The organism is Actinoplanes sp. NPDC023714, assembly GCF_040639855.1.
In the GTDB taxonomy this organism is placed as follows: domain Bacteria; phylum Actinomycetota; class Actinomycetes; order Mycobacteriales; family Micromonosporaceae; genus Actinoplanes.
This window is the reverse complement of the sequence record NZ_JBFAAR010000011.1, coordinates 239,442-259,969: the sequence shown is the minus strand read 5'-3', so window position 1 is coordinate 259,969 and position 20,528 is coordinate 239,442. Positions and strand designations below refer to the sequence as shown.

Annotated in this window: 29 protein-coding genes, 1 tRNA gene and 1 other RNA gene; 12 read left to right on the top strand and 19 right to left on the bottom strand. The window is 65.2% G+C overall.

Annotated features, from left to right (window positions below; genetic code table 11):
• Window positions 1-54: 54 nt before the first annotated feature.
• The 8 genes from ftsX to AB0G10_RS36520 all read left to right on the top strand — a co-directional run bounded on the left by ftsX (window position 55) and on the right by AB0G10_RS36520 (window position 5,069).
• The gene (ftsX, locus tag AB0G10_RS36555) at window positions 55-930 is read left to right on the top strand and encodes a permease-like cell division protein FtsX (protein ID WP_360932645.1); all 876 of its coding nucleotides are present in this window, start codon (window positions 55-57) and stop codon (window positions 928-930) included.
• Window positions 931-1,140: 210 nt separating this feature from the next.
• Window positions 1,141-2,325 (top strand): M23 family metallopeptidase, encoded by a 1,185-nt coding sequence (locus AB0G10_RS36550; protein WP_360932642.1) that lies wholly within the window; start codon window positions 1,141-1,143, stop codon window positions 2,323-2,325.
• Between the two features lie 51 nt (window positions 2,326-2,376).
• Window positions 2,377-2,853, top strand: coding sequence for an SsrA-binding protein SmpB (gene smpB / locus AB0G10_RS36545; RefSeq protein WP_360932639.1), 477 nt, complete (start codon window positions 2,377-2,379; stop codon window positions 2,851-2,853).
• 58 nt (window positions 2,854-2,911) lie between these two features.
• On the top strand, window positions 2,912-3,682 hold the full coding sequence (locus AB0G10_RS36540) for a cellulose binding domain-containing protein (RefSeq protein WP_360932636.1): 771 nt from the start codon (window positions 2,912-2,914) through the stop codon (window positions 3,680-3,682).
• Window positions 3,683-3,709: 27 nt separating this feature from the next.
• Window positions 3,710-4,087, top strand: a transfer-messenger RNA (tmRNA) gene (gene ssrA, locus AB0G10_RS36535).
• Between the two features lie 64 nt (window positions 4,088-4,151).
• Entirely contained in the window at window positions 4,152-4,385 is a 234-nt protein-coding gene (locus AB0G10_RS36530; protein WP_360932634.1) for a hypothetical protein, read from the top strand.
• A 160-nt stretch (window positions 4,386-4,545) separates the two neighbouring features.
• Complete coding sequence (locus AB0G10_RS36525; protein WP_360932631.1) at window positions 4,546-4,821, top strand: type II toxin-antitoxin system prevent-host-death family antitoxin; 276 nt, start codon at window positions 4,546-4,548, stop codon at window positions 4,819-4,821.
• The gene (locus AB0G10_RS36520; RefSeq protein WP_360932628.1) at window positions 4,818-5,069 is read left to right on the top strand and encodes a Txe/YoeB family addiction module toxin; all 252 of its coding nucleotides are present in this window, start codon (window positions 4,818-4,820) and stop codon (window positions 5,067-5,069) included. The genes AB0G10_RS36525 and AB0G10_RS36520 overlap by 4 nt, the downstream gene beginning before the upstream one ends.
• A 68-nt stretch (window positions 5,070-5,137) precedes the next feature.
• Here AB0G10_RS36520 and AB0G10_RS36515 read toward each other — a convergent pair whose 3' ends face one another.
• The gene (locus tag AB0G10_RS36515) at window positions 5,138-5,329 is read right to left on the bottom strand and encodes a hypothetical protein (RefSeq protein WP_360932625.1); all 192 of its coding nucleotides are present in this window, start codon (window positions 5,327-5,329) and stop codon (window positions 5,138-5,140) included.
• Between the two features lie 122 nt (window positions 5,330-5,451).
• Complete coding sequence (locus AB0G10_RS36510) at window positions 5,452-6,258, bottom strand: S-methyl-5'-thioadenosine phosphorylase (protein WP_360932622.1); 807 nt, start codon at window positions 6,256-6,258, stop codon at window positions 5,452-5,454.
• Between the two features lie 71 nt (window positions 6,259-6,329).
• Between AB0G10_RS36510 and AB0G10_RS36505 the strand changes: the two genes are divergently transcribed.
• Both AB0G10_RS36505 and AB0G10_RS36500 read left to right on the top strand, forming a co-directional pair.
• Window positions 6,330-6,932 carry a YqgE/AlgH family protein gene (locus tag AB0G10_RS36505; protein WP_360932619.1) on the top strand — a complete coding sequence of 201 codons (603 nt, stop codon included), beginning with the start codon at window positions 6,330-6,332 and terminating at the stop codon, window positions 6,930-6,932.
• A gap of 77 nt (window positions 6,933-7,009) precedes the next feature.
• Window positions 7,010-7,082 (top strand) — tRNA-Ala (locus AB0G10_RS36500).
• 61 nt (window positions 7,083-7,143) lie between these two features.
• On the opposite strand, the gene AB0G10_RS36495 is transcribed toward AB0G10_RS36500, so the two are convergent.
• The 15 genes from AB0G10_RS36495 to AB0G10_RS36425 form a co-directional block, all read right to left on the bottom strand.
• Window positions 7,144-8,127, bottom strand: a complete 984-nt coding sequence (locus AB0G10_RS36495) for a tyrosine-type recombinase/integrase (protein WP_360932616.1) — start codon at window positions 8,125-8,127, stop codon at window positions 7,144-7,146.
• Window positions 8,128-8,280: 153 nt separating this feature from the next.
• Window positions 8,281-8,505: an excisionase family DNA-binding protein gene (locus AB0G10_RS36490; RefSeq protein ID WP_360932613.1), complete on the bottom strand. Its 225-nt coding sequence runs from the start codon at window positions 8,503-8,505 to the stop codon at window positions 8,281-8,283.
• Between the two features lie 9 nt (window positions 8,506-8,514).
• Window positions 8,515-10,341 (bottom strand): replication initiator, encoded by a 1,827-nt coding sequence (locus AB0G10_RS36485; protein ID WP_360932611.1) that lies wholly within the window; start codon window positions 10,339-10,341, stop codon window positions 8,515-8,517.
• Window position 10,342: 1 nt separating this feature from the next.
• Window positions 10,343-10,639, bottom strand: a complete 297-nt coding sequence (locus AB0G10_RS36480; RefSeq protein ID WP_360932608.1) for a hypothetical protein — start codon at window positions 10,637-10,639, stop codon at window positions 10,343-10,345.
• Window positions 10,636-11,394, bottom strand: coding sequence for a DUF2637 domain-containing protein (locus AB0G10_RS36475; protein WP_360932605.1), 759 nt, complete (start codon window positions 11,392-11,394; stop codon window positions 10,636-10,638). Before AB0G10_RS36475 ends, AB0G10_RS36480 begins: the two co-directional genes overlap by 4 nt.
• The gene (locus AB0G10_RS36470; protein WP_360932602.1) at window positions 11,391-11,681 is read right to left on the bottom strand and encodes a hypothetical protein; all 291 of its coding nucleotides are present in this window, start codon (window positions 11,679-11,681) and stop codon (window positions 11,391-11,393) included. Before AB0G10_RS36470 ends, AB0G10_RS36475 begins: the two co-directional genes overlap by 4 nt.
• Complete coding sequence (locus tag AB0G10_RS36465) at window positions 11,678-12,094, bottom strand: RRQRL motif-containing zinc-binding protein (protein ID WP_360932600.1); 417 nt, start codon at window positions 12,092-12,094, stop codon at window positions 11,678-11,680. Before AB0G10_RS36465 ends, AB0G10_RS36470 begins: the two co-directional genes overlap by 4 nt.
• Window positions 12,091-12,390, bottom strand: a complete 300-nt coding sequence (locus AB0G10_RS36460; RefSeq protein ID WP_360932798.1) for a hypothetical protein — start codon at window positions 12,388-12,390, stop codon at window positions 12,091-12,093. Before AB0G10_RS36460 ends, AB0G10_RS36465 begins: the two co-directional genes overlap by 4 nt.
• 23 nt (window positions 12,391-12,413) lie before the next feature.
• Entirely contained in the window at window positions 12,414-12,860 is a 447-nt protein-coding gene (locus tag AB0G10_RS36455; RefSeq protein WP_360932597.1) for a hypothetical protein, read from the bottom strand.
• Window positions 12,861-12,948: 88 nt separating this feature from the next.
• Window positions 12,949-13,146: a hypothetical protein gene (locus AB0G10_RS36450; RefSeq protein ID WP_360932594.1), complete on the bottom strand. Its 198-nt coding sequence runs from the start codon at window positions 13,144-13,146 to the stop codon at window positions 12,949-12,951.
• On the bottom strand, window positions 13,143-14,021 hold the full coding sequence (locus AB0G10_RS36445) for an FtsK/SpoIIIE domain-containing protein (protein WP_360932591.1): 879 nt from the start codon (window positions 14,019-14,021) through the stop codon (window positions 13,143-13,145). Before AB0G10_RS36445 ends, AB0G10_RS36450 begins: the two co-directional genes overlap by 4 nt.
• An 80-nt stretch (window positions 14,022-14,101) precedes the next feature.
• The gene (locus tag AB0G10_RS36440; protein ID WP_360932588.1) at window positions 14,102-14,461 is read right to left on the bottom strand and encodes a hypothetical protein; all 360 of its coding nucleotides are present in this window, start codon (window positions 14,459-14,461) and stop codon (window positions 14,102-14,104) included.
• A 12-nt stretch (window positions 14,462-14,473) separates the two neighbouring features.
• Window positions 14,474-15,406: a hypothetical protein gene (locus tag AB0G10_RS36435; protein WP_360932586.1), complete on the bottom strand. Its 933-nt coding sequence runs from the start codon at window positions 15,404-15,406 to the stop codon at window positions 14,474-14,476.
• 97 nt (window positions 15,407-15,503) lie between these two features.
• Window positions 15,504-15,695 (bottom strand): hypothetical protein, encoded by a 192-nt coding sequence (locus AB0G10_RS36430; protein ID WP_360932583.1) that lies wholly within the window; start codon window positions 15,693-15,695, stop codon window positions 15,504-15,506.
• Between the two features lie 8 nt (window positions 15,696-15,703).
• A complete protein-coding gene (locus tag AB0G10_RS36425; RefSeq protein ID WP_360932580.1) occupies window positions 15,704-16,021 on the bottom strand; it encodes a hypothetical protein in 318 nt (105 codons plus the stop codon).
• Window positions 16,022-16,195: 174 nt separating this feature from the next.
• Between AB0G10_RS36425 and AB0G10_RS36420 the strand changes: the two genes are divergently transcribed.
• The gene (locus AB0G10_RS36420) at window positions 16,196-17,332 is read left to right on the top strand and encodes a hypothetical protein (protein WP_360932578.1); all 1,137 of its coding nucleotides are present in this window, start codon (window positions 16,196-16,198) and stop codon (window positions 17,330-17,332) included.
• Window positions 17,319-18,485: a hypothetical protein gene (locus tag AB0G10_RS36415; protein ID WP_360932575.1), complete on the top strand. Its 1,167-nt coding sequence runs from the start codon at window positions 17,319-17,321 to the stop codon at window positions 18,483-18,485. The genes AB0G10_RS36420 and AB0G10_RS36415 overlap by 14 nt, the downstream gene beginning before the upstream one ends.
• Before the next feature lie 732 nt (window positions 18,486-19,217).
• On the opposite strand, the gene AB0G10_RS36410 is transcribed toward AB0G10_RS36415, so the two are convergent.
• Both AB0G10_RS36410 and AB0G10_RS36405 read right to left on the bottom strand, forming a co-directional pair.
• Window positions 19,218-19,667 carry a hypothetical protein gene (locus AB0G10_RS36410; RefSeq protein WP_360932572.1) on the bottom strand — a complete coding sequence of 150 codons (450 nt, stop codon included), beginning with the start codon at window positions 19,665-19,667 and terminating at the stop codon, window positions 19,218-19,220.
• A complete protein-coding gene (locus tag AB0G10_RS36405) occupies window positions 19,664-20,272 on the bottom strand; it encodes a helix-turn-helix transcriptional regulator (protein WP_360932569.1) in 609 nt (202 codons plus the stop codon). Before AB0G10_RS36405 ends, AB0G10_RS36410 begins: the two co-directional genes overlap by 4 nt.
• Window positions 20,273-20,528: the final 256 nt, after the last annotated feature.

Here is a 20,528-nt window from a genome sequence, read left to right as displayed (position 1 = left end):
GTACCTATCTATGACTGACGCAGGAACACGCGGAGTCCCGGAAGGATCCCCCCGATGCGCGTGAAGTACGTCCTCAACGAGGTCCTGGTGGGCCTGTGGCGAAACGTCACGATGACGATCGCCATGATCATCACCATGGCGGTCTCGTTGACCATGTTCGGCGCCAGCGTGCTCATGTACATGCAGGTCGACCGCATGAAGGACTTCTACTACGGGGAGATCGAGGTTTCGATCTTCCTGAACGACGATGTCGACGACGCTCAGAAGGCCGCGATCGACCAGGCCATCGACAGCGACCCGCTCGTCCGGGAGAAGACTTACGAGAGCAAGGAGCAGGCCTTCGAGCGCTTCAAGGTGCTCTGGGAGGACTCTCCGGACTTCGTCAACTCGATCAGCTCGAGCAGCCTCCCCGAGTCCTATCGGGTGAAGCTGACCGACCCGGAGAAGTACGCCGACTTCGCCAAGAAGATCGAGGGGATGGAGGGCGTCCGGCAGATCATCGATCAGCGCACCCTCCTCGACAAGGTCTTCAAGATCTTCAACTCGATCCAGGTGATGTCGCTGGTCGTGGCGGCGGTGATGGCATTCGCCGCGTTGCTGCTGGTCGGTAACACCATCCAGGTCGCCGCCTACAGCAAGCGCCGCGAGGTCGCGGTCATGAAACTCGTGGGCGCGTCGAACTGGTTCATCCAGGCGCCGTTCGTCCTCGAGGCGGTGGTCGCCGGCCTGATCGGCGCGGTGCTGGGCTTCATCGCGCTGTTCATCGGCAAGGTGGTCCTGCTCGACAACAAGCTCCAGGCGCTCACCACGATCCTGACGCCCATTCCGAACGGCAACGTCTGGCTCATGCTGCCGTTGCTCGCCGGTGTCGGCGCCCTGGTCAGCGCGGTGACCGCGTGGGTGACCCTGCGTTTCTACCTCAAGGTCTAAAGGCCGGTCCAACTCAAGGTCTGACGCCGCAAGCTCACCTGTTCTCGACGGCCGCGATCCCCGATGGGGTCGCGGCCGTCGGGCGATTTGGGGCTTTATTGGCGATTGGTGGGGGTACGGTGACTCCCCGTGAGGTATTGCCGTTCTGCCGCTCTGCTAGCCGTTTGTCTGTGTCTGCTGACCTTCTCCGAGGTCCCCAGGCGGCCGGCGATGGTGCCCGTGCACCAGGCGGCGCCGGCACCGGCGGACCGGGAGGGTGACGCCGCCCGCGCCGTACGCCGCGCCGAAGCGCTCCTGGAGAACGCGAGCGCGACCGCCCGCTCGGCGGCCCGCCGGCTCGCGGCCGCGACCGCCGCGATGCCCGCCGCGCAGAAGAAGGTCGCCACCACCCGCGGCGTCGTGGTCGCCACCCGGGTCGAGGCCAACACCGCGCGGCGGCAGGCCAACCGGGCCCGGGCCGAGTACGGCGCGGTGGCCGAGCGCTACGCCGCCGCGGCCGACCGGGTCAGCGAGGCCCGCGACCGGGTCGACACGATCGCCGCCACCAGCTACATGGGCAGCACCTTCACCCGTCTCAACGTGCTCGTCACGGCCGCCGGGCCGCAGGACATGCTGGACCGGATGGGCCTGGTCGAGCAACTGATGGACCATGAGCAGGACGAGGTCCGTACCCTCATCGGCGCCCGCCGCGAAGCCCGCGCCGCGCAGGACCGCGCCGGCGCCGCGAAGCGCGCCGCCGAGGAGTTCGAGCGGATCGCCCTCAGCAAGCTGCGCGCGGCCCAGACGGCGCAGGCCGCCGCCGTGCAGGCCCGGCAGGCCATGTATCGGCTGGTGCTCGCCCGCAAGACCGCGCTGAGCGCCGCCCAGGCGCAGCGGGCCACCGTCCTGGCCCAGTACCGCGCGGCGCTCGCCACCGAGCGCAAGGTGCAGGCCGCCCTCCGCGGCTTCGACACCCGCAACGGCACCTCCACGGCCCGCTACGGCGGCGGCCGGCTCACCATGCCGGTGCAGGGCTGGAAGAGCAGCGACTTCGGCAACCGGTACGACCCGTACTACCGGGTGTGGCAGCTGCACGCCGGTACCGACTTCGCGGCCGGATCGGGCACCGCGATCCGGGCCGCCGCGTCCGGACGGGTGATCCAGTCCGACTGGAACGGCGGATACGGCCTCTACACGTGCATCAACCACGGCCGGCTCGCCGGGCGCGGGTTCACCACCTGTTATGCGCACCAGTCCCGGTCGTACGTGCGCCCGGGCACCTACGTCCGCCGCGGCCAGGTGATCGGCCGGGTCGGCAGCACCGGCGCGTCGACCGGCGCCCACCTGCACTTCGAGACCCGGTTCGGCGGGGTGCCGCGCAATCCGCTGCGTTACCTGCCGGGCTGTCTCTGCTGAGGTCCCTTGTACTATTGATCGGTTGCACGAACGTCAATAGGGAGGGCCGACATGCCGCGTGAACAGGGGCGCAAGCCGGTGGCCTCCAACCGCAAGGCGTACCACGACTACGCCATCCTCGACACCTACGAGGCCGGCATGGTGCTGACCGGCACCGAGGTGAAGTCGCTGCGTGCGGGCCGTGCCTCGCTCGTCGACGCGTTCGGCCACGAGAAGAACGGCGAGATCTTCCTGCACGGGATGCACATCCCGGAATACACCCAGGGCACCTGGACCAACCACGAGCCTCGTCGCGTACGCAAGCTGCTCTTGAATCGCGAAGAGATCCACAAGGTGCTCGGCAAGCTCCGGGACGACGGCATCACCCTGGTGCCGCTCCAGGTCTACTTCCAGAACGGGTACGCCAAGGTCGAGATCGGTGTGGCGCGCGGCAAGAAGAGCTACGACAAGCGGCAGGACCTGGCGAAGCGCGACGCGGAGCGTGAGATCAACAAGGCGATGGGCCGCCGTGCCAAGGGCATGGACTGACGGGGTATCCTCGCCCGCCCGGCTCTGTTGATCGTTTCTTACGAGGAGACTCGGCCCGTTGTCGAAACATGCCGATCAGAAGCTCACCCCCGCACGCCTCATCCTCGGGTTCGCCGCCGCCGTCCTGGTCGTCCTGGTCGGCTGGATCGTGATCCGCTCCGGCGGCTCCAGTGCGGCCGCCGAGGGCGAGCCGCTGCTGGTCCAGCCGTCCGCGGCCGACCTGCAGGCGGTCGAGAACCACATCCCGCTCGACGAGGCGCTCGCCACCGCGACGGCCTCGCCCGGCGTGTCGTCGTCCGCCTCGCCGTCGGTGTCGGTCTCCGTCTCGCCGTCCGCGTCGGCGTCGGCGTCGGCCTCACCCGGCCCGTCGGCGAGCCGCTCCCCGTCCGCCCCCGCCTCGGCGGCGCCCACGTCGCCTGCGGTCTCCTCGCCGATCCCGGAGAAGACCACCACGAAGGCGCCGGAGAGCCCGAAGCCGACCCGTACCACGGCCGCGCCGCCCCCTCCGCCGCCGGCCGACAACTTCGAGGTCACCTACTCGACGACCGCGCAGTGGTGGGGCGGCTTCATCGCCGGGGTCCGGATCGAGAACGTGAGCTCGGAGTCCCGCGACTACACCGTGACGATCAGCTACCCGTCCGGCTCCGACATCCGGGTCTACGGCGCCTGGAACACCCGCGCGAGCGGCAGCGGCGACCAGGTCACCCTGACCGGCACGGTCCGCGGCGGCGGCTCCATCTCGGCCGGTTTCCAGGGCGGCAAGAACGGCGATCGCAGTGTGAAGTCGCCGGGCTGCTCCGTCGGTGGCGGTTCGTGCAGGGTGAGTTAAGATTGTCAGGCTGTATGACACACGCCAGGGGGTGACTGGTTTCGACTTCGTACGTGGAGACAGGGGAAGCGAGCCGAGGAAGCCGACGTCGTCTCGAGAATCGGTCGTCGGAAACTTATAAGCGCCAAGGATAACTCCCGCGCTGACTTCGCTCTTGCCGCCTGAGGTAAGTAGCAAGTCTGTCGACCCGGGGTCGCCTTCGACCCGGTTTGTCGGCATCAGCTAGAAGGCTGGCCAAGCGGTCCTAGTCGTGAGGACCGTGCGGCGAGATCAAACACGACTGGGCCCGTCATACCAACTCGCTCACGTGATTGGTAGGGCCGAGTAGAGGCACAGTGAGCTGCGCTCGGAGAAGCCCTGACGAAGCAACGAAGGACCCGGGTTCGATTCCCGGCACCTCCACGAGAGGGTTCTTACTTGAACCCACAGCGGCGCCGTCCAGATGGGCGGCGCCGCTTTCGTTTCGGGCGTGGTTGACAAGCGGCTCTATCAGTCCGGCGAGGTCATCGGACGCGACGTACGGGCGGTGGTCGTCGGGGTGGAGATACTGCTTCTCGAAGAACGCCTCGTTCAGTACGCGGCGGGCGCACTTGCCCGCTCGTCGGTACAGCTCCTGCGGATCTTCGAGCAGGCCCAGCAGATACGTCAAGGTCTCGCGGGCGGAATCCAGCCGGGCGGCCCGGCTCTCGGAGGCGGGCCGTGACACGCGCTTTTACCTCAGCGATGTTGTTGCCTCTCCGCTGCACCTGGCTCGGCGGTCTCGGGGGACACGGTGGGCCAGGTGGTACGCGACGGCCTCGTCGGCATCGGTGCCACGGAGTAGAGTCGTACCAGGTGGTGGTACGACTCTTGAGGAGCTGACTGTGGCGCTGTCTGCTAGTGAAGCGCGAAAGCGACTCTTTCCCTTGATCGAACAGGTTAACGAGGATGAGGAGGCGGTAGAGATCGTCTCCAAGTCGGGCACCGCCTTCCTCGTGCCCGAGAGTCTCTGGCGATCGATGGTGGAGACGCGGTATCTGCTCAGGTCGCCAGCGAATGCGAGGCGGCTCACGGATAGTGTGGCTCGGGTAGAGGCGGGTGAGTTCGAGCGGCGTGATTTGATCTCCGGTACCGAGGAGCTGGGGCGTCAGGCGTCGTGAATGTCGCCTTCGACAAGACGGGCTGGGAGGACTACACCTCTTGGTCAGGCGAGCCCAAGACGCTTCGTCGGATCAATCGGATGATCGAAGAGGCTCTGCGTGACCCTGGGCAGGGGATCGGTAAGCCGGAGCGGCTGACCGAGAACCTCAGTGGCTACTGGTCGCGACGTATCACTGATGAGCATCGGCTCGTCTACACCGTGCGCGGCGAGAATCTGATCATCGTTCAGGCTCGATATCACTACTGATCATGATTGTTCCTAGCCAACCCCCGGACCGTGCGATCGCCTCGTTCGCGTCGTGCGAATCCGAGTCGTCAGCCATGACGAGTCGCCCGGCCGAGGAACCCCGCAGCGCCCTCCGGCCGGCGGGCTTGATGGGGACGACCGTCGCAACCGGTGCTTCGGCGGCTGATGACGATCTCCTCACCGTGCTCGACTCGATCGATGATCCGCGACCGGTCGGTCTGAGGGTCATCGGTGCTGAACTGTTCGGCGGGCTGGGACATGGAGACCTCCTCGGCCAGAACACTGGTCCAGCGCGAGGAGGGCGGTAAGAAGAGCAGCTCAGGGCAGCCGCGATCCGGCGCCGCCTTCCCGCGGGTAACCGTACGGCTCACGCCGTACGGATCTAGGGCAGTTGGATCGGCAGCTTGATGCCCGCCAGGGCATCCTTGCAGGGACAGGAACGCTCGTCAGGCAGCCTGACCACCGCGTCCAGGAGGACCTCGCGCAAGCGGGCCGTGTTCTCGCCGAAGACGCGGAAGACCTCCTCGTGGGTGACGCCCTCGCCGCCCTCGACGCCGGCGTCCAGGTCGGTCACCAGGGCGATGGCGGTGTAGCAGAGCTCGAGCTCGCGGGCGAGGACCGCTTCCGGGTGACCGGTCATGTTCACGATCGTGCCGCCGATGGCGGTGAACCAGCGGGACTCGGCTCGGGTGGAGAAGCGCGGGCCTTCGACGACGACCATGGTGCCGCCGTCGACGGCGTTCACCCGGGAGGCGGAATCCAGCACCACGCGCCGGCCGGCCGGGCAGTACGGGTCGGCGAAGGAGACGTGCACGGCGCCGGAGTCGTAGTAGGTCTGCTCGCGCCCGCTCGTCCGGTCGATCAGCTGATCGGGCACCACGAACGTGCCCGGGCCCAGCTCCGGGCGCAGGCCGCCGACGGCGCACGGGGCGATGATCTGGCGTACGCCGAGGGAGCGCAGCGCCCACAGGTTCGCGCGGTACGGGATCCTGTGCGGCGGGAACCGGTGATCACGCCCGTGGCGCGGCAGGAAGGCCACCCGGCGGCCGGATACGGAGGCCACGGTGATCTTGTCGGAGGGCGCGCCGTAGGGCGTCTCCACCTCGAACTCCGTGGCGTCGTCGAGGAGCGCGTACAGCCCCGATCCGCCGATGACGCCGATCTCTGCTGCCGTAGGTGGCGGGTTCATGTCCAGACCTTATCCGTGGCCGGAAACGCAAGCTAATGTGCGAGTCATGGCTACGTCGAGCGAACGGCGGGATGCACGTGTTCGGTGAGGGGCAGCAGCGGGTTGGAGGCCGGTCGGTGGAGTCGATGACCGGTCAGCTCCTCGTCGCGACGCCCACCCTCAAAGATCCGAACTTCGACCGTACGGTGGTGCTGCTTGTCGCCCACGAGACCGGCGGCGCCCTCGGCGTCGTCCTGAACCGGGCCACCGAGGTCCCCGTCGCCGAGGTCCTCGGCAACTGGGGCGAGCTCGCCGGCGACCCGGCCGTCCTCTTCGAAGGCGGCCCGGTGCAGCCCGAGTCGGCCATCTGCCTGGCCCGCACCCGCCCCGAGGTGAAGAAGCGGGTGTCCGGTTTTCATCCGGTCAGCGGTTCCCTCGGCACCCTCGACCTCTCCGCCGACCCCGACCGGATGCGCGAGAACGTCGCCGGCATCCGCGTCTTCGCCGGCTACTCCGGCTGGTCCGCGGGCCAGCTCGAGGAGGAGATCGCGGCCGGCTCCTGGTTCGTCTTCGACGCCCTCCCCGGCGACCCGTTCGTCGAACGCCCCGACGACCTGTGGGCCATGGTCCTGCGCCGGCAGGGCGACATCCTGGCTGCTGTCGCCCACTTCCCGCCCGACCCCACCCTGAACTGAGGGGGTGCGTTGGAGGCCCCCGGAGGGGTGTGTAATATTTCCAGCGTGCCCGGGGGAAACGCCGGGGACGAAGGCAAGGGGCTGTGGCGCAGCTGGTAGCGCACCACACTGGCAGTGTGGGGGTCAGGGGTTCGAGTCCCCTCAGCTCCACCCTTGTGAAACGCCCGGACTGAGTCCGGGCGTTTTCTGTTTGTGCCAGATCCGTGCCAGATCATTTCTCGGCCTGCTTCCGAGCATCAACGATCAGCGTGTCCAGGGCGACCGCGATGGCTTGGTCCCGGTCCCGGCTGGCGTGCTGGTAGAGCATGGCGGCTCGCGTGCTGGAGTGGCCGATCCGGGCCATCAGCTCTTTGAGGGTTGCGCCGCTCTGCGCGGACCAGGTGCTCCCAGTGTGCCGGAGGTCATGCAGGTGTAGGTCAACATCGGCCGGAACGCCTGCCCGCTTGGTAGCGGCCTTCCAGACCCGGTTGAAGTTGCGGCGACGGGGGATGCCGCCGAGCGGCCCCAGAAAGAGCCGGCTTTCCGCGCCAGGGGCTACGTAGAGCTTCAGATGCTTCTCGACGTCGCCGCGCAGCCCGCTGGGCAGGCTGATGGGACGTTTGCCGGCGTCCGACTTCGGGTCGTCGTCGAACTGGGTACCGTCTTCCATCTCGCCGGTGGCTATGCGGACCCGGAGCTCCATGGTGTCGAGCTTGATGCTGTTACGCCGTAGCGCCACCAGCTCGCCGAAGCGGAGTTGCGCGAAGGCGGCGAGGAGGACCAGCAGCCGGTAGCGCGGCTGGATGTGTTCAGCGATGGCGAACACCTGATCGAGTGTGGCGGTGTCCCGCTCGTCGGCCTTTTCTTGGCCAGCGCCCTTTATTCGGCAAGGGTTACGCCGAATCAGCTCGTCATCGACCGCAGTCGCGAAAACAGCGTGCAGGATGCGATACGCCTTGGCGATCGTGGGCCTGCCTATTTCCGAATCAAGGCGTTCGCTTCGCCAGGACCGGATGCGTTGCGCGTTGATTTTATTGAGCGGGTCGCCGCCCAGTTGTTCGCGAATATGTAAGCGAACGATCCGTTCGTACTCTTCCCGCGTGCGAGGCTTCAAATCGCGGTCTTTTATCCAGCGGGTGATGTAGTCGTCCAGTCTGACCTTGCCCGCATCGGGGTCGACCCACTCACCTTTGAGGATGTCGGCCTCGACCTCCACGAGCCACTGCTCACCGGCCCGCTTGGTGTCGAAGGACTTCGGGCCGGTACGGGACAGCCCGTCCGGACCCGTGTACCTGGCTTGCCAGGAACCGGAGGGGAGTTGGCGGACACTCCCGAACCGGCGTTTACGGCCCTTCGTATTCCCGGACACTCAGGCTGCCCTCCTTCTCCGCGCCGGACGACGAAGGACCGGCACCGTTGATTCATTGATGTAGTCGTTCAGCGTGCTTTCGGCTATACGCACATGGCGACCGAAGCGTTTGAATTCAATGCGCCGTTCCTCCACCAGGCGGCGAGGGAACCGTATCCCGGTGCCCAGCCTTTCGGCAACCTCGGGAAGGGACAGGTATTTCTCGGCCAATTCTGTTGCCTCCACTTCTGGATCTCACGCGGCTATCGGATCGGTACAAGACGCGGCGCTACCGATTTCGTGCGCCAGTTCTTCACGGCCGATGGTTTGTCGCTCGCGTGCTTGAGCAGCAGCAGTGTTGGCGAGGAGCGCATCACCGGAGTTGTGCCAGCCGACTCCGGCGAAGGTGAGGGTGCCTACGATGAGGGTTGTCTCATCGAGGTGATCGACAGCGCGGATAGTGGAGGTGTCGGCCTGGTCTGCGGCGCGGCGGAAGTTGATCCGGTCGTCGCGCAGGGTTTGGAAGCGGACGACGCGGCGGCGGGTCTTGGTGAGGAAGTGGCCGTTGAAGCCGAAGCGGTGGGCGTAGCGGCGTAGCCGGGCATATGGGTTGGGCGGGGCGGTGCTGGCCGGTTTGGTGTCAAGGCTGGCTTGACGCTCGGCGGCGCAGACGGGGCAGGCGGCATAGCGGGTGTGGGTGCCGCAGTCGGGGCAGTCCCAGGGGGTGTCGAAGACGCGGCGTTCACCGGGGTCGGGGTGGCGGACAGGTCGGCCGGCTAGCGCTGCGGGGGTGTGTGTGGGACGTCCGATGCGCCAGCAGGCGTCGATGAGCCGGGCGTGGTGGTCACCGTCGGGATCGGCGTAGTCATCGATGGTGTCGGCGGTGATGCGGGTGGAGGAGAAACCGGTCTCTTCGGTGCTCTTGGTGGCGTACTTAGCGAGGTAGCCGGCACGGCGGGAGGCGATGTGCTCGGCGACGCTGGCGTCGGTGATGGTGTCGTCGGCGGCGAGGGTGAAGGTGTCGATGTCGAAGCCTTTGTCGACGTCGCCCCAGCGAATCTCCCAGCCGTCCGGCCGGTCCGGATGGGCCGGTGTGCGGAACGCGATCGTGGTGACGGCGTGGCGGAAGGCGTCGGCGATGTCCTCGGGGCTGATGCCGGGCGGTGGCTGGAGGATGGTGTCGGGGTCGGTGGGGTGCACGCCGTCGAGGCGGATCTCGGCATGGAAGTGCACAACAGCGCGGCGTTGGAGTTCGGCGACCTTGCCGTGGGTGAGCTGCACGGGCGGTTTACGCCGCAGCTTGCCGTCACCGATGGGGACCAGAACGGAGGCCAGTCCGCGGCTTCGGCAGAGTTGGTGCAGGTAGCGGTCGGCGGCCTGTTTGGTGCGGTGCCAGAGTTCGGTGCTGAACGCGTTCCAGACGACGTGGTGGTCGTGGTCGTAGCAGTCGAGGCACAGCGGGTGCCCGAGGACGGGATCGTCGGGTTCGTGGCGGCGCCAGCAGACGGCCGGGTTGCCGTGTTCGCAGGCGCCGGTGTCGCGGCGGGCGTGGCAGGGTTCAGCCCGGCAGGTGCAGCGTTTGCGGTTGGCGCAGGTGTGGTGTTTGACGACGCGTGCGTGCACGGTGCCGAACGAGGGTGCGGTGAAGGTGGGGAACGCGGCGGGGTGTTTGGCGACCGAGGCGGGGATGCCTTTGCCGCCGATGAGCAGGGACCGCAGGATCTGGTAGGCGTCGGCCTGGTAAACGCGGGCACACGCAGGGCAGACCGAGGCGAGCCGGGTACCGCAGGCTTTGTAGATGGCTGCGTCGGGGAGCTGGTCGGTGTGCCGGGCGTCGAGGAGGCGGCCGGTGGTGGCTTCGATGGTGGACAGGGTGCCGGTGAGTCGGATCGGGCGGGTGCAGCCACCAGCGGCGCGGACGTGGTCGAGCCAGTCGAAGTAGCCGGGCCGGGTGGCGCGGGTGAGGGCTTGTCCGGTGGCGGTGCATGCAGCTGGTGGTGGGGTCCAGGCGGGTTCGGCGTTCGAGCCCGTACCCCGGGCAGTCTGCTCCCGGGGTACGAGGTCCAGCGTCGAAGTGCTCATGTCAGGCAGCTGTCCTCGGAGCAAGGTGCTGCGGGCCTTCATAGCCCAGGTGAGTGATGATGACGTCGCGGTCTTGGATGACAATGACCTTGCAGGCCGGGCACTGCCGGTCGGTGGGTAGCCGACGTCCGCACGCAACGGGGACAGTCACGTCGTTAAGGCGAACGTTGATCGGCTGGCGGCACGGGCCGCCGGGGATCAGGGCGACGATCACGCGTCGTGTGTCCACCACGTGAGGCTCGGGATTGGCCGGGCAGATGTGGGTGACCTGGTGAATGGCGACGTGAACGAAAGTCATCGGGCACCGCCGGTAAGCGTCGGTGTGTGGCCGTTAATGCGGCCGGGTGCCGATTGGGTGGTCCGGATGCTGGTGATGAGTTGTCCGGCGACGGCCGGGGTGACGTTCATCCGGGTAGCAAGTTCGCTGTCGGTGATGGGTCGTCCGGTGGCCTGTTCGTGCTGGACGATGGCGAACCGGGCGGTGTGCAGCAGATGCGCCGGCACGTCCGGCGTCGTGGTGTCGACCGGACTCGGTTGGATGGCCGCTGCCAGGGTGGCCGGCTGTTCCTTCGTGGCGTGTTCGGCCGAAGCGGGGTGGTGGCTGGTGAGTTCGGTTTCGCGGTTTTCGATGGCGGTGAAGTCGGGCCGGATCTTCCCGGCGACCCATTCGACGGCGGCGACCAGGCCGACGACGAGGGCGAAGATGATGCGTAGTCCGAGCGGGCCGGGGGCGGCGAAGTTGACCGCTGCGGAGATGACGACCACGACGACCAGGACTTTGAGTGCTGCGCGTTTGGCGTCGGCGGCCATGCCGACGGTTTGGGTGATGGTCAGCATGGAGACGATGGCCAGGTCGAAGACGGCGGGCACGATCCAGGAGAAGATTCCGGCGCCGAGGGTTTCCAGGAAGTGGGCCTGGTGCAGGTAGCTCGCAGCAACGGCACCGACGACGATGCCTTTGTTGGCCAGGCGGATGAGGCGGATCGCCTTGAGCATGCCGGGCACGGCCCGTTTGGCGTACTCGGTGGCGAATTGCTGAGTGAGAGTGATCATCGGATGCCTCCGTCGTTGGTGACGGGGACGACGGCGGTGACGCCCATGCAGGAGCTGCACCAGATGGCGGCGAGGCCGTCTTCGAGCATTTCGTTGACGCGGTCGTCGAGGGTTTCGTATTCGGCGGGAAACAGCGAGACGCCGTGGCATTCGTCGCACCACCGCTGGGTGGGGCAGAGCGCGAAGACGGGGCCGAGATCCTCGTGGATTCCGGCCGGGCTCATACCGCCGACGCACCACAGGCAGTCGTCGGCGGCGAGGTGTGCGCCGAGGTCGATGAGGCTCATCGGGCACCTCCGGTGTCGCAGCCGAAGCAGACGCCGGTCCGGATAGGGATGTAGTAGTCGCGGGTGATGCCGCAGGTCGGGCAGGTGCGGCGGCCGGTGAGCATCCGCTGGATGACGGTGAGCTGGGCCGGGGACGCGACGCGCTTGCGTTTAGCGAGATCGCGCCGGTAGAGGTAGGCGACGCGGCGGGTCTTGCCGTGCCTCCAGAGGATCTGCGCGACGGGGTCGTATCCGCCAGGGCTTAGGCCGTCGGCACGCAGCTGGCGGCGGGTGGCCAAGCCGTCGGGTGCCTGCCGGTAGGGGAAGGTGGGAAAGCCGTAGCGCTGGCCGGTGGGGTCGTAGAACTCAACCCGGATGCCGGTGCGGGCTCCGAGGGCTTCCAGGTAGTCATTGGTGAGCGCCGAGGTGGTCATTCGGTGCCTCCCCAGCGCTGCTGGGCGGCCTGGCGGCTGATGCCGAGGCGCTGGCCGATCTCGGCCCAGGAGTAGCCGTGCTGGCGCAGGCCGGTGACGGCTTCACTGATGGCATCGTCAAGCTGGCCGGACAGGCCGACCATGTCGCGCAGGGCTTCGACGTCACCGGTGGCGACGCGGCGGGCGAAGCCTTTGATAATGCGCCGGACGAAGGCGGCGTATTCGTCGTTCTCCACGACGTCGCGGCGGCGCGGCTTCGAAGGCCGGCTGTTGCCTGCCGGGCTGTTGAGTGTCAAGACCGGGTTGACGGTGTAGTCGTTCACCGGGCACCCCCGGTGGGGTGGATACGGTCCCAGTCGTCAGCGGCATCGGTGAGGGTCTCGATGACCTCGGCCATGGTGCGGCTGTCGTGGTCGTTCCAACCGGAGACGATGTCGATGGCGCTGGTCCCGGCAGTGGGATCGTCGGTGGTGCCGTAGTCGGGATCGAGGTATGCGGCGAAGACGCGCATGGCGCGGATGGCGGCGTCGGTGTTCTCGTCTTCGGCGGTTTCGTCGGCGCAGAGGATCGGGCGGCCGTGGGCACAGATGTTGATTGCGCCGAGCGAACAGGCAGGCGGGAAAGCGTTCGCGAACATCTGGTCGAAGAATTCGCCCTGTGCCCAGCCGTGCTGGGCGAGATAGAGAGCCGCAGCACGCAACAGGGCGGCCGGGTTCATGGCCGGGTCGATATCGGGTGTCGGGGTCGGTTTGTGGGTAGGCTTCATGGCAGCCACGTCCTTTCGGGGCTGTTGGTGGAGGTCGGCAGAACCCGTGTGGCTGGCAGGCTTTGGGGGTTCTGTCGACCGGTTCCGTTTATGCGGTTGTGGTGCGCTCCGGTGTCGTCGGACGGCGTCGGAGGCCGATGACGGTGATCCGGAAGCAGGTCGGGTGTCCGGGGCAGTTGCCGGGGGCGGTGGCCCACAGGACGTGATGGGTGTGTTCGAAGACGTCGCAGGCGTTGAGCAACTGCGGGATGTCGCCGTGCAGGCGAGTGATGGTGGGCAGCTTCATGCGGCCATCTCCCATTGGCTGGTAGTGGTCGGAGCGGGAACGGTGAGCCGGGACGGGCTGCGCATCCATTCGGCGTAATCGGCGATGCCGTAGATGTCGTCGTCGGACAGGTAGGCGGCTTTGATCAGGTATGGGAGCCGCTTTCCGGCGCGGAGCAGGGCTTCGCCAGGGTTCTCCGCGTTGATCATGGAGGCGTCGTAGCCCATCGCTGCGAGACCGGATCCGAGGATGACGTCGGAGGAGCCGACGGTGGTGCAACTGAAGGCGCAGCGGTAACCGAACAGGTCGCGCAGCGAGGCGGGGATGATGTCCCAGGAGGTGCGCTGAGTGGCGGCGATGACCGGCATCCCGCACGCACGTCCGAGCGAGACGAGGCCGCGTAGGAGCTGCTCGAACTCTTTCTGTTGTTGTTCAGTCCCGAGGACTGTGGTGAACATGGCTAGTTCGTCAATGATCGTGACGATGGTCGAGAGCAGATCCTCACGGCGGACTTTGCGCCGACGTTGCGAGAGGATCCACAGGTAGCGGTTACGGGCGACGGTCAGCAGCCGACGAAGGACACTGAGGGCTTTGTCGATCTCGTCGCCGATGAATTCGTCGGCGACTTTCATGTACGGGCCGAGCTCGACCCACTTGGCATCGAAGAGAACGAGACGTGTTTTCTCGGCCAGGGCTGCTGTGCCGGCTGCGAGGTTCACCAGGCCGGATTTGCCGCCGCCGGGTTCTCCGGCGATCAGCAGGTTGTGATAGACGACGTCGAGATGGACGGCATGGCCGAATTCGTCGATGCCGACGAACATGGGGTCGAACATGGATAGGCCAGGCCCGACTGACACCCGATCGGTGCCGAGTGGGCCGCGGGCGTTGGCGGACATGGGCTATCGCCTCCTGAGGCGGTAGGAGGCCCAGAACACCGGCCCGGAGACTGATGGATGTTCTGGGCCGGTCGAAGGAATCAGGTCATCTGCGGCACGATCAGCGGGTCGTATCCGCTGGCACGGCGTGCGTGTCGGCGCTGCGCTTCCTGAATGAAAAGGGCCGCGTTGTGCGCACAGGTCCCGGCCGCAGCCAGTACCTCGTGCCGGTACGGGGCAAGGCCCGCTTGCGTGGCCGCAGCGGTGTTGAAGCTGTCCTCGGCGTAGGCCTGAGCGATCTTGCAGGCCATGGCCGCCAGGTTGCAGGCGGTGTCGACCAGGTACGCCAGGGCGTCACGGTCGTCGCCGTGTTCGGCGGCTTGCTGGGCTCGGAGATGAACCTGCCGAGGGGTGAGACAGTGCATGACCATGTCGCGGTCAATGGCATCAAGATCAATCATCGGTCCGCTCCTTTAGATCCACTGATTGATGTCGTCGTCGGCCTCGGCGGCCGCAGCAGCAGGAGCGGGTTTCCTGCCGTTGGCGGTGGTAGCCGCCCGTTGTTTGGCAGGGCCAGGGGAAGTCGGCGGGAGATCGTCGACATCGGGCAGGTCAAGCCCGGTGATGGTGGCCGGCTCTTTGTCGGAGACCGGCGGGACGGGTTCGATGAAGTCGACCAGCGGTGAACCGACGGTGCTGGTCAGCACCTCACGGCGCTTGATGTCGAAACGCACGAACGCGGAGTTGCTGCCGGTACGGTCGATCAGGACCGACGTGCAGTGGCACGCGACGGCGATCTTGCCGAGCTGCTGCTCGTTCGCGAGATATTGCAGTGACAGTCCGGGCCGCAGCATGACCCAGACCCGTTCGCCGACCGGGGTCGGCCAGGCCGCGAAGATCAGCGGCAGGCTGCCGGACTTGTTGGCGATGATGAACTGCGAGAAGCAGACCCGCAGACGGTGCCGCACCACGACGCACCAGAACAGCGCGACCGCCCAGCGGCGGGTGAACGGAACAGCGGCCGGACCACCGACCACGACGGCGAGGATCGCCAGGGTGAGCCAGGCCGGAGTGCTAGCCGCCAGACCGGTCCAGGCCCAGGCCAACAGGACCGTGCCGGTGATTTCCGGAGTCCACCACCAGATCAGCCGCAGGACCGGCCAGACCCGGGTGATCGCCCAGACCAGGGCGCCACAGACGGTCGCGATCGGGACGGCGAGAAGCAGGGCCAGGAGCGGGTGCATGTAGCTGGCGGCTACGACCAGGCTGACCAGGCCGGTGACGATGACAGTGAGGATGAACGCGAAACGAGCGTTCTCGGCGGCCGAGCGGTGTACCCGCTGCTCGATGACAGTGACGGTTCCGGAACGTCGACCGAAACCGCGCTTTGAGTTAGATTTGGACATGACGAGTCCTCCCTTGCTAGGGGTAGGGGATTCGTTGGGTGCACGGGATCGGTGGGTGACAGCCCAAGCCGATCCCGTGCGTGTGCTACCGGATGGATCAGTTGACCGACTGACCGTGCCGAGCGAGGATCCGGCGAACACCCGCCTCCGCGAGGTGGAAGATCAGCAGTTCGGCGAATGCCGGGTTCACGGCGTGGATCTTTTCGAGAGTGTTGACGGCTGCGTCACCGTCGCGGCGTTCGATGTCTGCCGCAAGTCTCGACAACAGGACATTCAGGGCCTGTTCCATCGAAGCACCTACTTAGCCGAAGGAGCCGAGACCGGCTTCAGCGACACCGCGCGGAACGCGACGCCGTTACGCCCGTTGGTCGCCCACGGGATGGCCTCCAGCTGCTCGACAGCGACGAGCTGCCCCACGGAGACGTTCGGCGTTTCTCCTGCCGTCGTCACCGTGATGACCTCGCCACCGGTCTCGTCGAGCACGAAGACCTGGGTCGACCACATCAGCCGGCCAGTTCCCTTCTCGGAACGCTGGTTGCCGTTCTGGTCGTTCTTCGGTTCGGTCTGCTTCGACACCGTGAACTGCTTACCCGTTGTGTTCACGTACAGCTTCATGCTGTGACTCCTTCCGAGTCGTAATCGAGCGGGATCCCAGTCGGGACCACTTGCTCTTGCTTGGAAGAAGCGTGCCCGTTATTGGTGTTTCACCTCATCGGCGCGAATGTCGCACCTTGGCTGTTCTCGGTTCGGGCGTCTCATCTATGTCTCATCTTGGTATGATCGGCGTTGATGAATGCGACTGGCCGCGAGGGGGAATCGATGTCATCGACACCGATCCTGTTGAAAAGCCTGCTCCACAAGCGACACTGGCAGACGTACCGAACGTTCTGCGGTGAGTACGACAAAGCCGCCAGCAAGGTAGACCCACAGCTGAAGGGCAAGTGGCCGAGCCGTGCCCAGTTGCATCGGTGGCTATCGGGGAATATGAGGGGCCTACCTTATTCAGACCATTGCCGCGTCTTGGAGGCGATGTTCCCCGGATACACGGCACATCAACTCTTTGCACCTGGGGAGGCAGGTGAAGGAATCCTGCCTAAGACGCTGGAGGGTGAGATCGAGGAGCTTGCCGGTGCCGTGGCCCAGGGCATGGAGGAGCCTGATGGGGTGCCCGCAGCCTGGCAGAACGCTGCTCGCCCGTCCGGGATAGCGAGACAAGAAGACGCGAGTTTCGCACTCGCGGAGGCAGGCGATAGATCCTCAGCTCATGACCTCAGCCTCGATATAGGTAAGCGTCTCGTCACCCTGAAGAGGAAGATGCGCCTGTCTGACGATGAAGTTCATCTCATCGCTGGAACCTATGGACACATCGTTGAGTTGGAGTTCCAACTAGACATCGACATTCAGGCCGACGGATCCGCAGTGCTCACCTATCGACATGAGCTCTTCAATATGAGCGACAAGCCCATTTCGCGCTTCCCGCGCGAGATTTGGTTCCGCTACACGCAGGGTGAACTAGAAATATCGCCACTGGATGAAGGAACTCGACGAGTCGCCGTTCAAGGTATTCACAGCACGCCAACTCTGATCAAGTTCGCCTGCCAGATATCGCCACCGATCAAGCCGGGCGAATCCGGGTTCATTGGCTATACCTGCCAAGGCGGAAAGTTTGTCGACCAGCTTTACTGGCGGCACAGCGTCTACCGCTACACGAGGCACACAACCATCACCCTCCGACACCGAGGGGTGAAACGGCTTACTAGCTGTTCATCCCTCGAAGAGAGTCCGGATGGGTCGGAGCACTCAGGTCAGGCAGACGTGGTCTGGGACTACGACGGCGACGACGTCCTAATTACACTGACTCGGGATTACCTCCAGCCGAATCAGGTAGTCACCTTGAGATGGGACATCAACCGTGATCCTGCGTGACGAAGCCGAGAGAGCAATCCGTGCCTGGGACGCTTACGAGCGGAAACGCGGCACCTCGGCGGTCATCGACTATGACTGCTATCCCCATGGCGCCGCTGTGCAGCCCGCAGCAAGCAGGCTCGAAGTCCTCCACGCGTTGGAAGATCTGTGGCAAAGACTGGGAGACCGAGAGCTGCCAGAGCTGCGCCGCCGGCTGCGGAGTGACCTAACGTATCTCCGCGCTCTGCTCGGTGAGCGCTTGCCACTGAACGACTACGTCGAGCAGACACAAGGATGCTCCGCACTCGGGTGGTCAGACGACTACCTGATGCAGCGCCGTGAGTTGATGCGAGACCGGTTGACCGCGATCGGTGTCGGTTGGAACGCCCAGACGGCTACTGAGCTGGCGCAGGTTGAAACTCCTTTGAACGTTGAAGACGTTCCCGATGTCGTTCGCCAAATGATGACCGACTTGGAACCGGCAGTCCGAAGGATCACTGGTTCGACGGCCCCCTTCGAGCTCTCGATCGAGAATGTGCATATCGACGCCTACTGGAGCTACTGGCTCGATGGCGCAGGACAAAACGCCAGAATGCGACTGAATCTCAAGAACGCTGTCTTCACGGAAGTCAGCGCACGAGCCTTCACACTTCATGAGATCTTCGGCCACGCACTCCAGGGTGCAAGTTTTAGCGCCCAGGCCCTCACGGAGGACGTACCTTGGGTTCGGCTCTGCTCGGTTCACGCTGCTCAGCAGGTTTTGATGGAGGGACTCGCGCAAGCACTGCCGCTGTTTGTCATCCCAGACGATCAGCGTGCGATGGCCCGCTTGAGCTTTGTGCACTACACGCAGCTAGCACGAGCCGACCTTCACCGCCTCGTCAACGCTGGCGCTTCAATCGACGACTGCGTAACGAGAGCACGATTCTTGGTGCCGTCCTGGACCGATGAGAACATCGGCAACATCCTGTCCGACCGAGCCGTCAACCCGCAGCTTCGGTCATATCTGTGGGCCTATCCGGCAGGACTCGATTGGTTCACGGCACTGGCTGAATCAGAAAGCGAAGTGATCGGCAGCGTCCTACAAGCCTGCTACCGAAAGCCCCTGGCACCTGAGGAACTTAGCCAGCTCTGGGCAGACGGTCCTCAATTCGGCGGCAAGCGATCTGAGTAGTTGGACCGGGGATCCTGTAAGAGGGGCCGGTCAGCTGCCGGATCTTGTTCAAACTTTCTGTACGTCTTCAAGGCGGCCCGAAACGGGCCGCTCACGCCGCCGCCTGGGCGCGTACCCGTCGCTTAGCTGGCGCACACGACGGCCACGCAGTTAGCCCGTCGGCTGGCGTGCAGAGCGGGTCGGGCCGCTGCGACTACAGGGGCACGGTGGCATGTGGTAGAAGGATTTGGCCGGCAGCCGACCGGCGCGGCCTGGGCGACGCGGCCGAGCTGCCGCGCCGGGGCCGGGAGCGCGAGTCACGGCCGTCGGATGCCAGGCGCGGCGGCGCGCAGTCTGTTCGGGCCGCCCCTCCGAGGTCAAGGGCGCTTCGCGTCGCAAGCGACGGCCGCGAGCGGCCGCCCCTGACCTCGGAGCCTCCGCGGCCCTAGCGGTCAGGTCGGTCAAGCGGCAGGCCGATGGCCTGCCCGCATCTGGGCGCACGCCGCCGCACCCGTCCACCGACTCAGTTGGACTGGGCGGCTATTTGATGTCAATTTGGTATTGACAGGCCAAGGCTGCGCGCGTCGCGTCGCAAGCGGACGCCCAATTGCCTCTGCCCGGCAGGGGGATACGCCGCCGTGCCAAGCAGACGCCGGTGCGGCCTCGCTGCCCAATGTCCAGGCGACATCGACCGTAGGCCTCAGCGAACAATCATGGCCTTAAGCCATGTCCCCACCTCGTAGCCGATTTCTGTCATCCAGCGACTGTAGCTTGGTCGACGATTGGTGGCGCAACTTCTAGGATGAATGGTGGTAGACCCATCCTAAAGGTGAGATTGTGGATCAATTCTCGTACATAAGGATGCGCGATCTCGGCAACACCGAAGCTACCGAAAGCCTCAAGTTCTTCCGCAGTAACACTTTCTGAGTCGGTCAATCGAAAAACAAGATTCAGTGCGAAAGCGGCGCGAAAGACCGACTTACCCGAGTCATCCGTCGCCTCAAGCTCATAGGTGTAATCATAAAGAGCAAATGCTTGAGCACGGCCGAAATTCGCATCGACTTTGATCGACGGACGAAGCGGGGTCTTGCCCACCGTTCCAAGAAGTCGGGCAGATATGTCATGTAACCTCACATCGATCAGCGATGCGTTCTTGGCAACATGGTTCGACATGCGGCGGCGTGTGCCAACGGGGATGGTCATCGTGCTCCGGCCGAGGCAAGTTCCGAAGTAAGGCTGGTCACGTAATCCTCACGCTCGCCGAGGCCCTTATAGTGGACGCTTTTGACGACGACATCTTGCGACGGTACCGAAACGGGCTCAGTGACCGGTGGGTGGTTGTCTTCCTCAAGCCATGCCGTGGCTAGGTCGTTATTCATCTTTATCTTACCAAGAATTGTCTCGTATTGGAGAGATCGCTCTACCCACGACTCTGCTACTGGGAGTGGGCCGGCCACCAACCTGATGTCAAGCCGGTAGCCAAACGCTCTTGCCCACCTCTGGAGCGTGGGCAACCTGGGCTCACTGATCTGTTTCTCAAACTCGGAGACAGCGGACTGAGTAGTTCCAAGTCGCCTCGCGAGTTCAGCCTGGGACCATCGTCTCTTCTTACGAAGGTGGAAGAAGGCAAGCATCATCGAATCTCGAGCCTCTGCATCCTCCCAGGCTGCACGAAACTCAGGATCCCCCAGCTCCGCCGCTGTTGGACGATCAATGCTGGTAGATTGCTGCAAAGTCTGCCTGTGTCTGCCGAACCGCGGCATTGCATCCTCCTCCGCCGAGAGCCAGGAACACCCCACGCTGGGCATCGGTAGTACCGATATTAGCTACCAACGAACCTCAGACGGAAGGGTTTCGTGGAAAAGTTCTCCATGAACTTGACTTCATCGCCACCATCTGGTCCATGATCGGTAGCGCACCCGAGCCTCGTTGACTACCTGCTGTGATGGTTCCCGCCCGCTCGAGACGTAGGGCACCAGGGCCACGGCTGGTCGAGTCCCGTTCAGTTGGGATGGGCCGTGGGAGTACGCCCAGAAGAGGCCGGCCACTCTGTGCCTACAGGGT

Bases quoted from the DNA above. Each gene is read 5' to 3' on its own strand.
- AB0G10_RS36505 (WP_360932619.1), top strand. From the start codon at position 6,330: ATGCACGTGTTCGGTGAGGGGCAGCAGCGGGTTGGAGGCCGGTCGGTG.
- AB0G10_RS36480 (WP_360932608.1), bottom strand. From the start codon at position 10,639: ATGACTTTCGTTCACGTCGCCATTCACCAGGTCACCCACATCTGCCCG.
- AB0G10_RS36510 (WP_360932622.1), bottom strand. From the start codon at position 6,258: ATGAACCCGCCACCTACGGCAGCAGAGATCGGCGTCATCGGCGGATCG.
- AB0G10_RS36445 (WP_360932591.1), bottom strand. From the start codon at position 14,021: ATGTCCGCCAACGCCCGCGGCCCACTCGGCACCGATCGGGTGTCAGTC.
- AB0G10_RS36435 (WP_360932586.1), bottom strand. From the start codon at position 15,406: ATGTCCAAATCTAACTCAAAGCGCGGTTTCGGTCGACGTTCCGGAACC.
- AB0G10_RS36550 (WP_360932642.1), top strand. From the start codon at position 1,141: ATGGTGCCCGTGCACCAGGCGGCGCCGGCACCGGCGGACCGGGAGGGT.
- AB0G10_RS36515 (WP_360932625.1), bottom strand. From the start codon at position 5,329: ATGTCCCAGCCCGCCGAACAGTTCAGCACCGATGACCCTCAGACCGAC.
- AB0G10_RS36410 (WP_360932572.1), bottom strand. From the start codon at position 19,667: ATGACCATCCCCGTTGGCACACGCCGCCGCATGTCGAACCATGTTGCC.
- AB0G10_RS36455 (WP_360932597.1), bottom strand. From the start codon at position 12,860: ATGAAGCCTACCCACAAACCGACCCCGACACCCGATATCGACCCGGCC.
- AB0G10_RS36465 (WP_360932600.1), bottom strand. From the start codon at position 12,094: ATGACCACCTCGGCGCTCACCAATGACTACCTGGAAGCCCTCGGAGCC.
- AB0G10_RS36470 (WP_360932602.1), bottom strand. From the start codon at position 11,681: ATGAGCCTCATCGACCTCGGCGCACACCTCGCCGCCGACGACTGCCTG.
- AB0G10_RS36475 (WP_360932605.1), bottom strand. From the start codon at position 11,394: ATGATCACTCTCACTCAGCAATTCGCCACCGAGTACGCCAAACGGGCC.
- AB0G10_RS36430 (WP_360932583.1), bottom strand. From the start codon at position 15,695: ATGGAACAGGCCCTGAATGTCCTGTTGTCGAGACTTGCGGCAGACATC.
- ftsX (WP_360932645.1), top strand. From the start codon at position 55: ATGCGCGTGAAGTACGTCCTCAACGAGGTCCTGGTGGGCCTGTGGCGA.
- AB0G10_RS36425 (WP_360932580.1), bottom strand. From the start codon at position 16,021: ATGAAGCTGTACGTGAACACAACGGGTAAGCAGTTCACGGTGTCGAAG.
- smpB (WP_360932639.1), top strand. From the start codon at position 2,377: ATGCCGCGTGAACAGGGGCGCAAGCCGGTGGCCTCCAACCGCAAGGCG.
- AB0G10_RS36420 (WP_360932578.1), top strand. From the start codon at position 16,196: ATGAATGCGACTGGCCGCGAGGGGGAATCGATGTCATCGACACCGATC.
- AB0G10_RS36440 (WP_360932588.1), bottom strand. From the start codon at position 14,461: ATGATTGATCTTGATGCCATTGACCGCGACATGGTCATGCACTGTCTC.
- AB0G10_RS36405 (WP_360932569.1), bottom strand. From the start codon at position 20,272: ATGCCCAGCGTGGGGTGTTCCTGGCTCTCGGCGGAGGAGGATGCAATG.
- AB0G10_RS36450 (WP_360932594.1), bottom strand. From the start codon at position 13,146: ATGAAGCTGCCCACCATCACTCGCCTGCACGGCGACATCCCGCAGTTG.
- AB0G10_RS36485 (WP_360932611.1), bottom strand. From the start codon at position 10,341: ATGAGCACTTCGACGCTGGACCTCGTACCCCGGGAGCAGACTGCCCGG.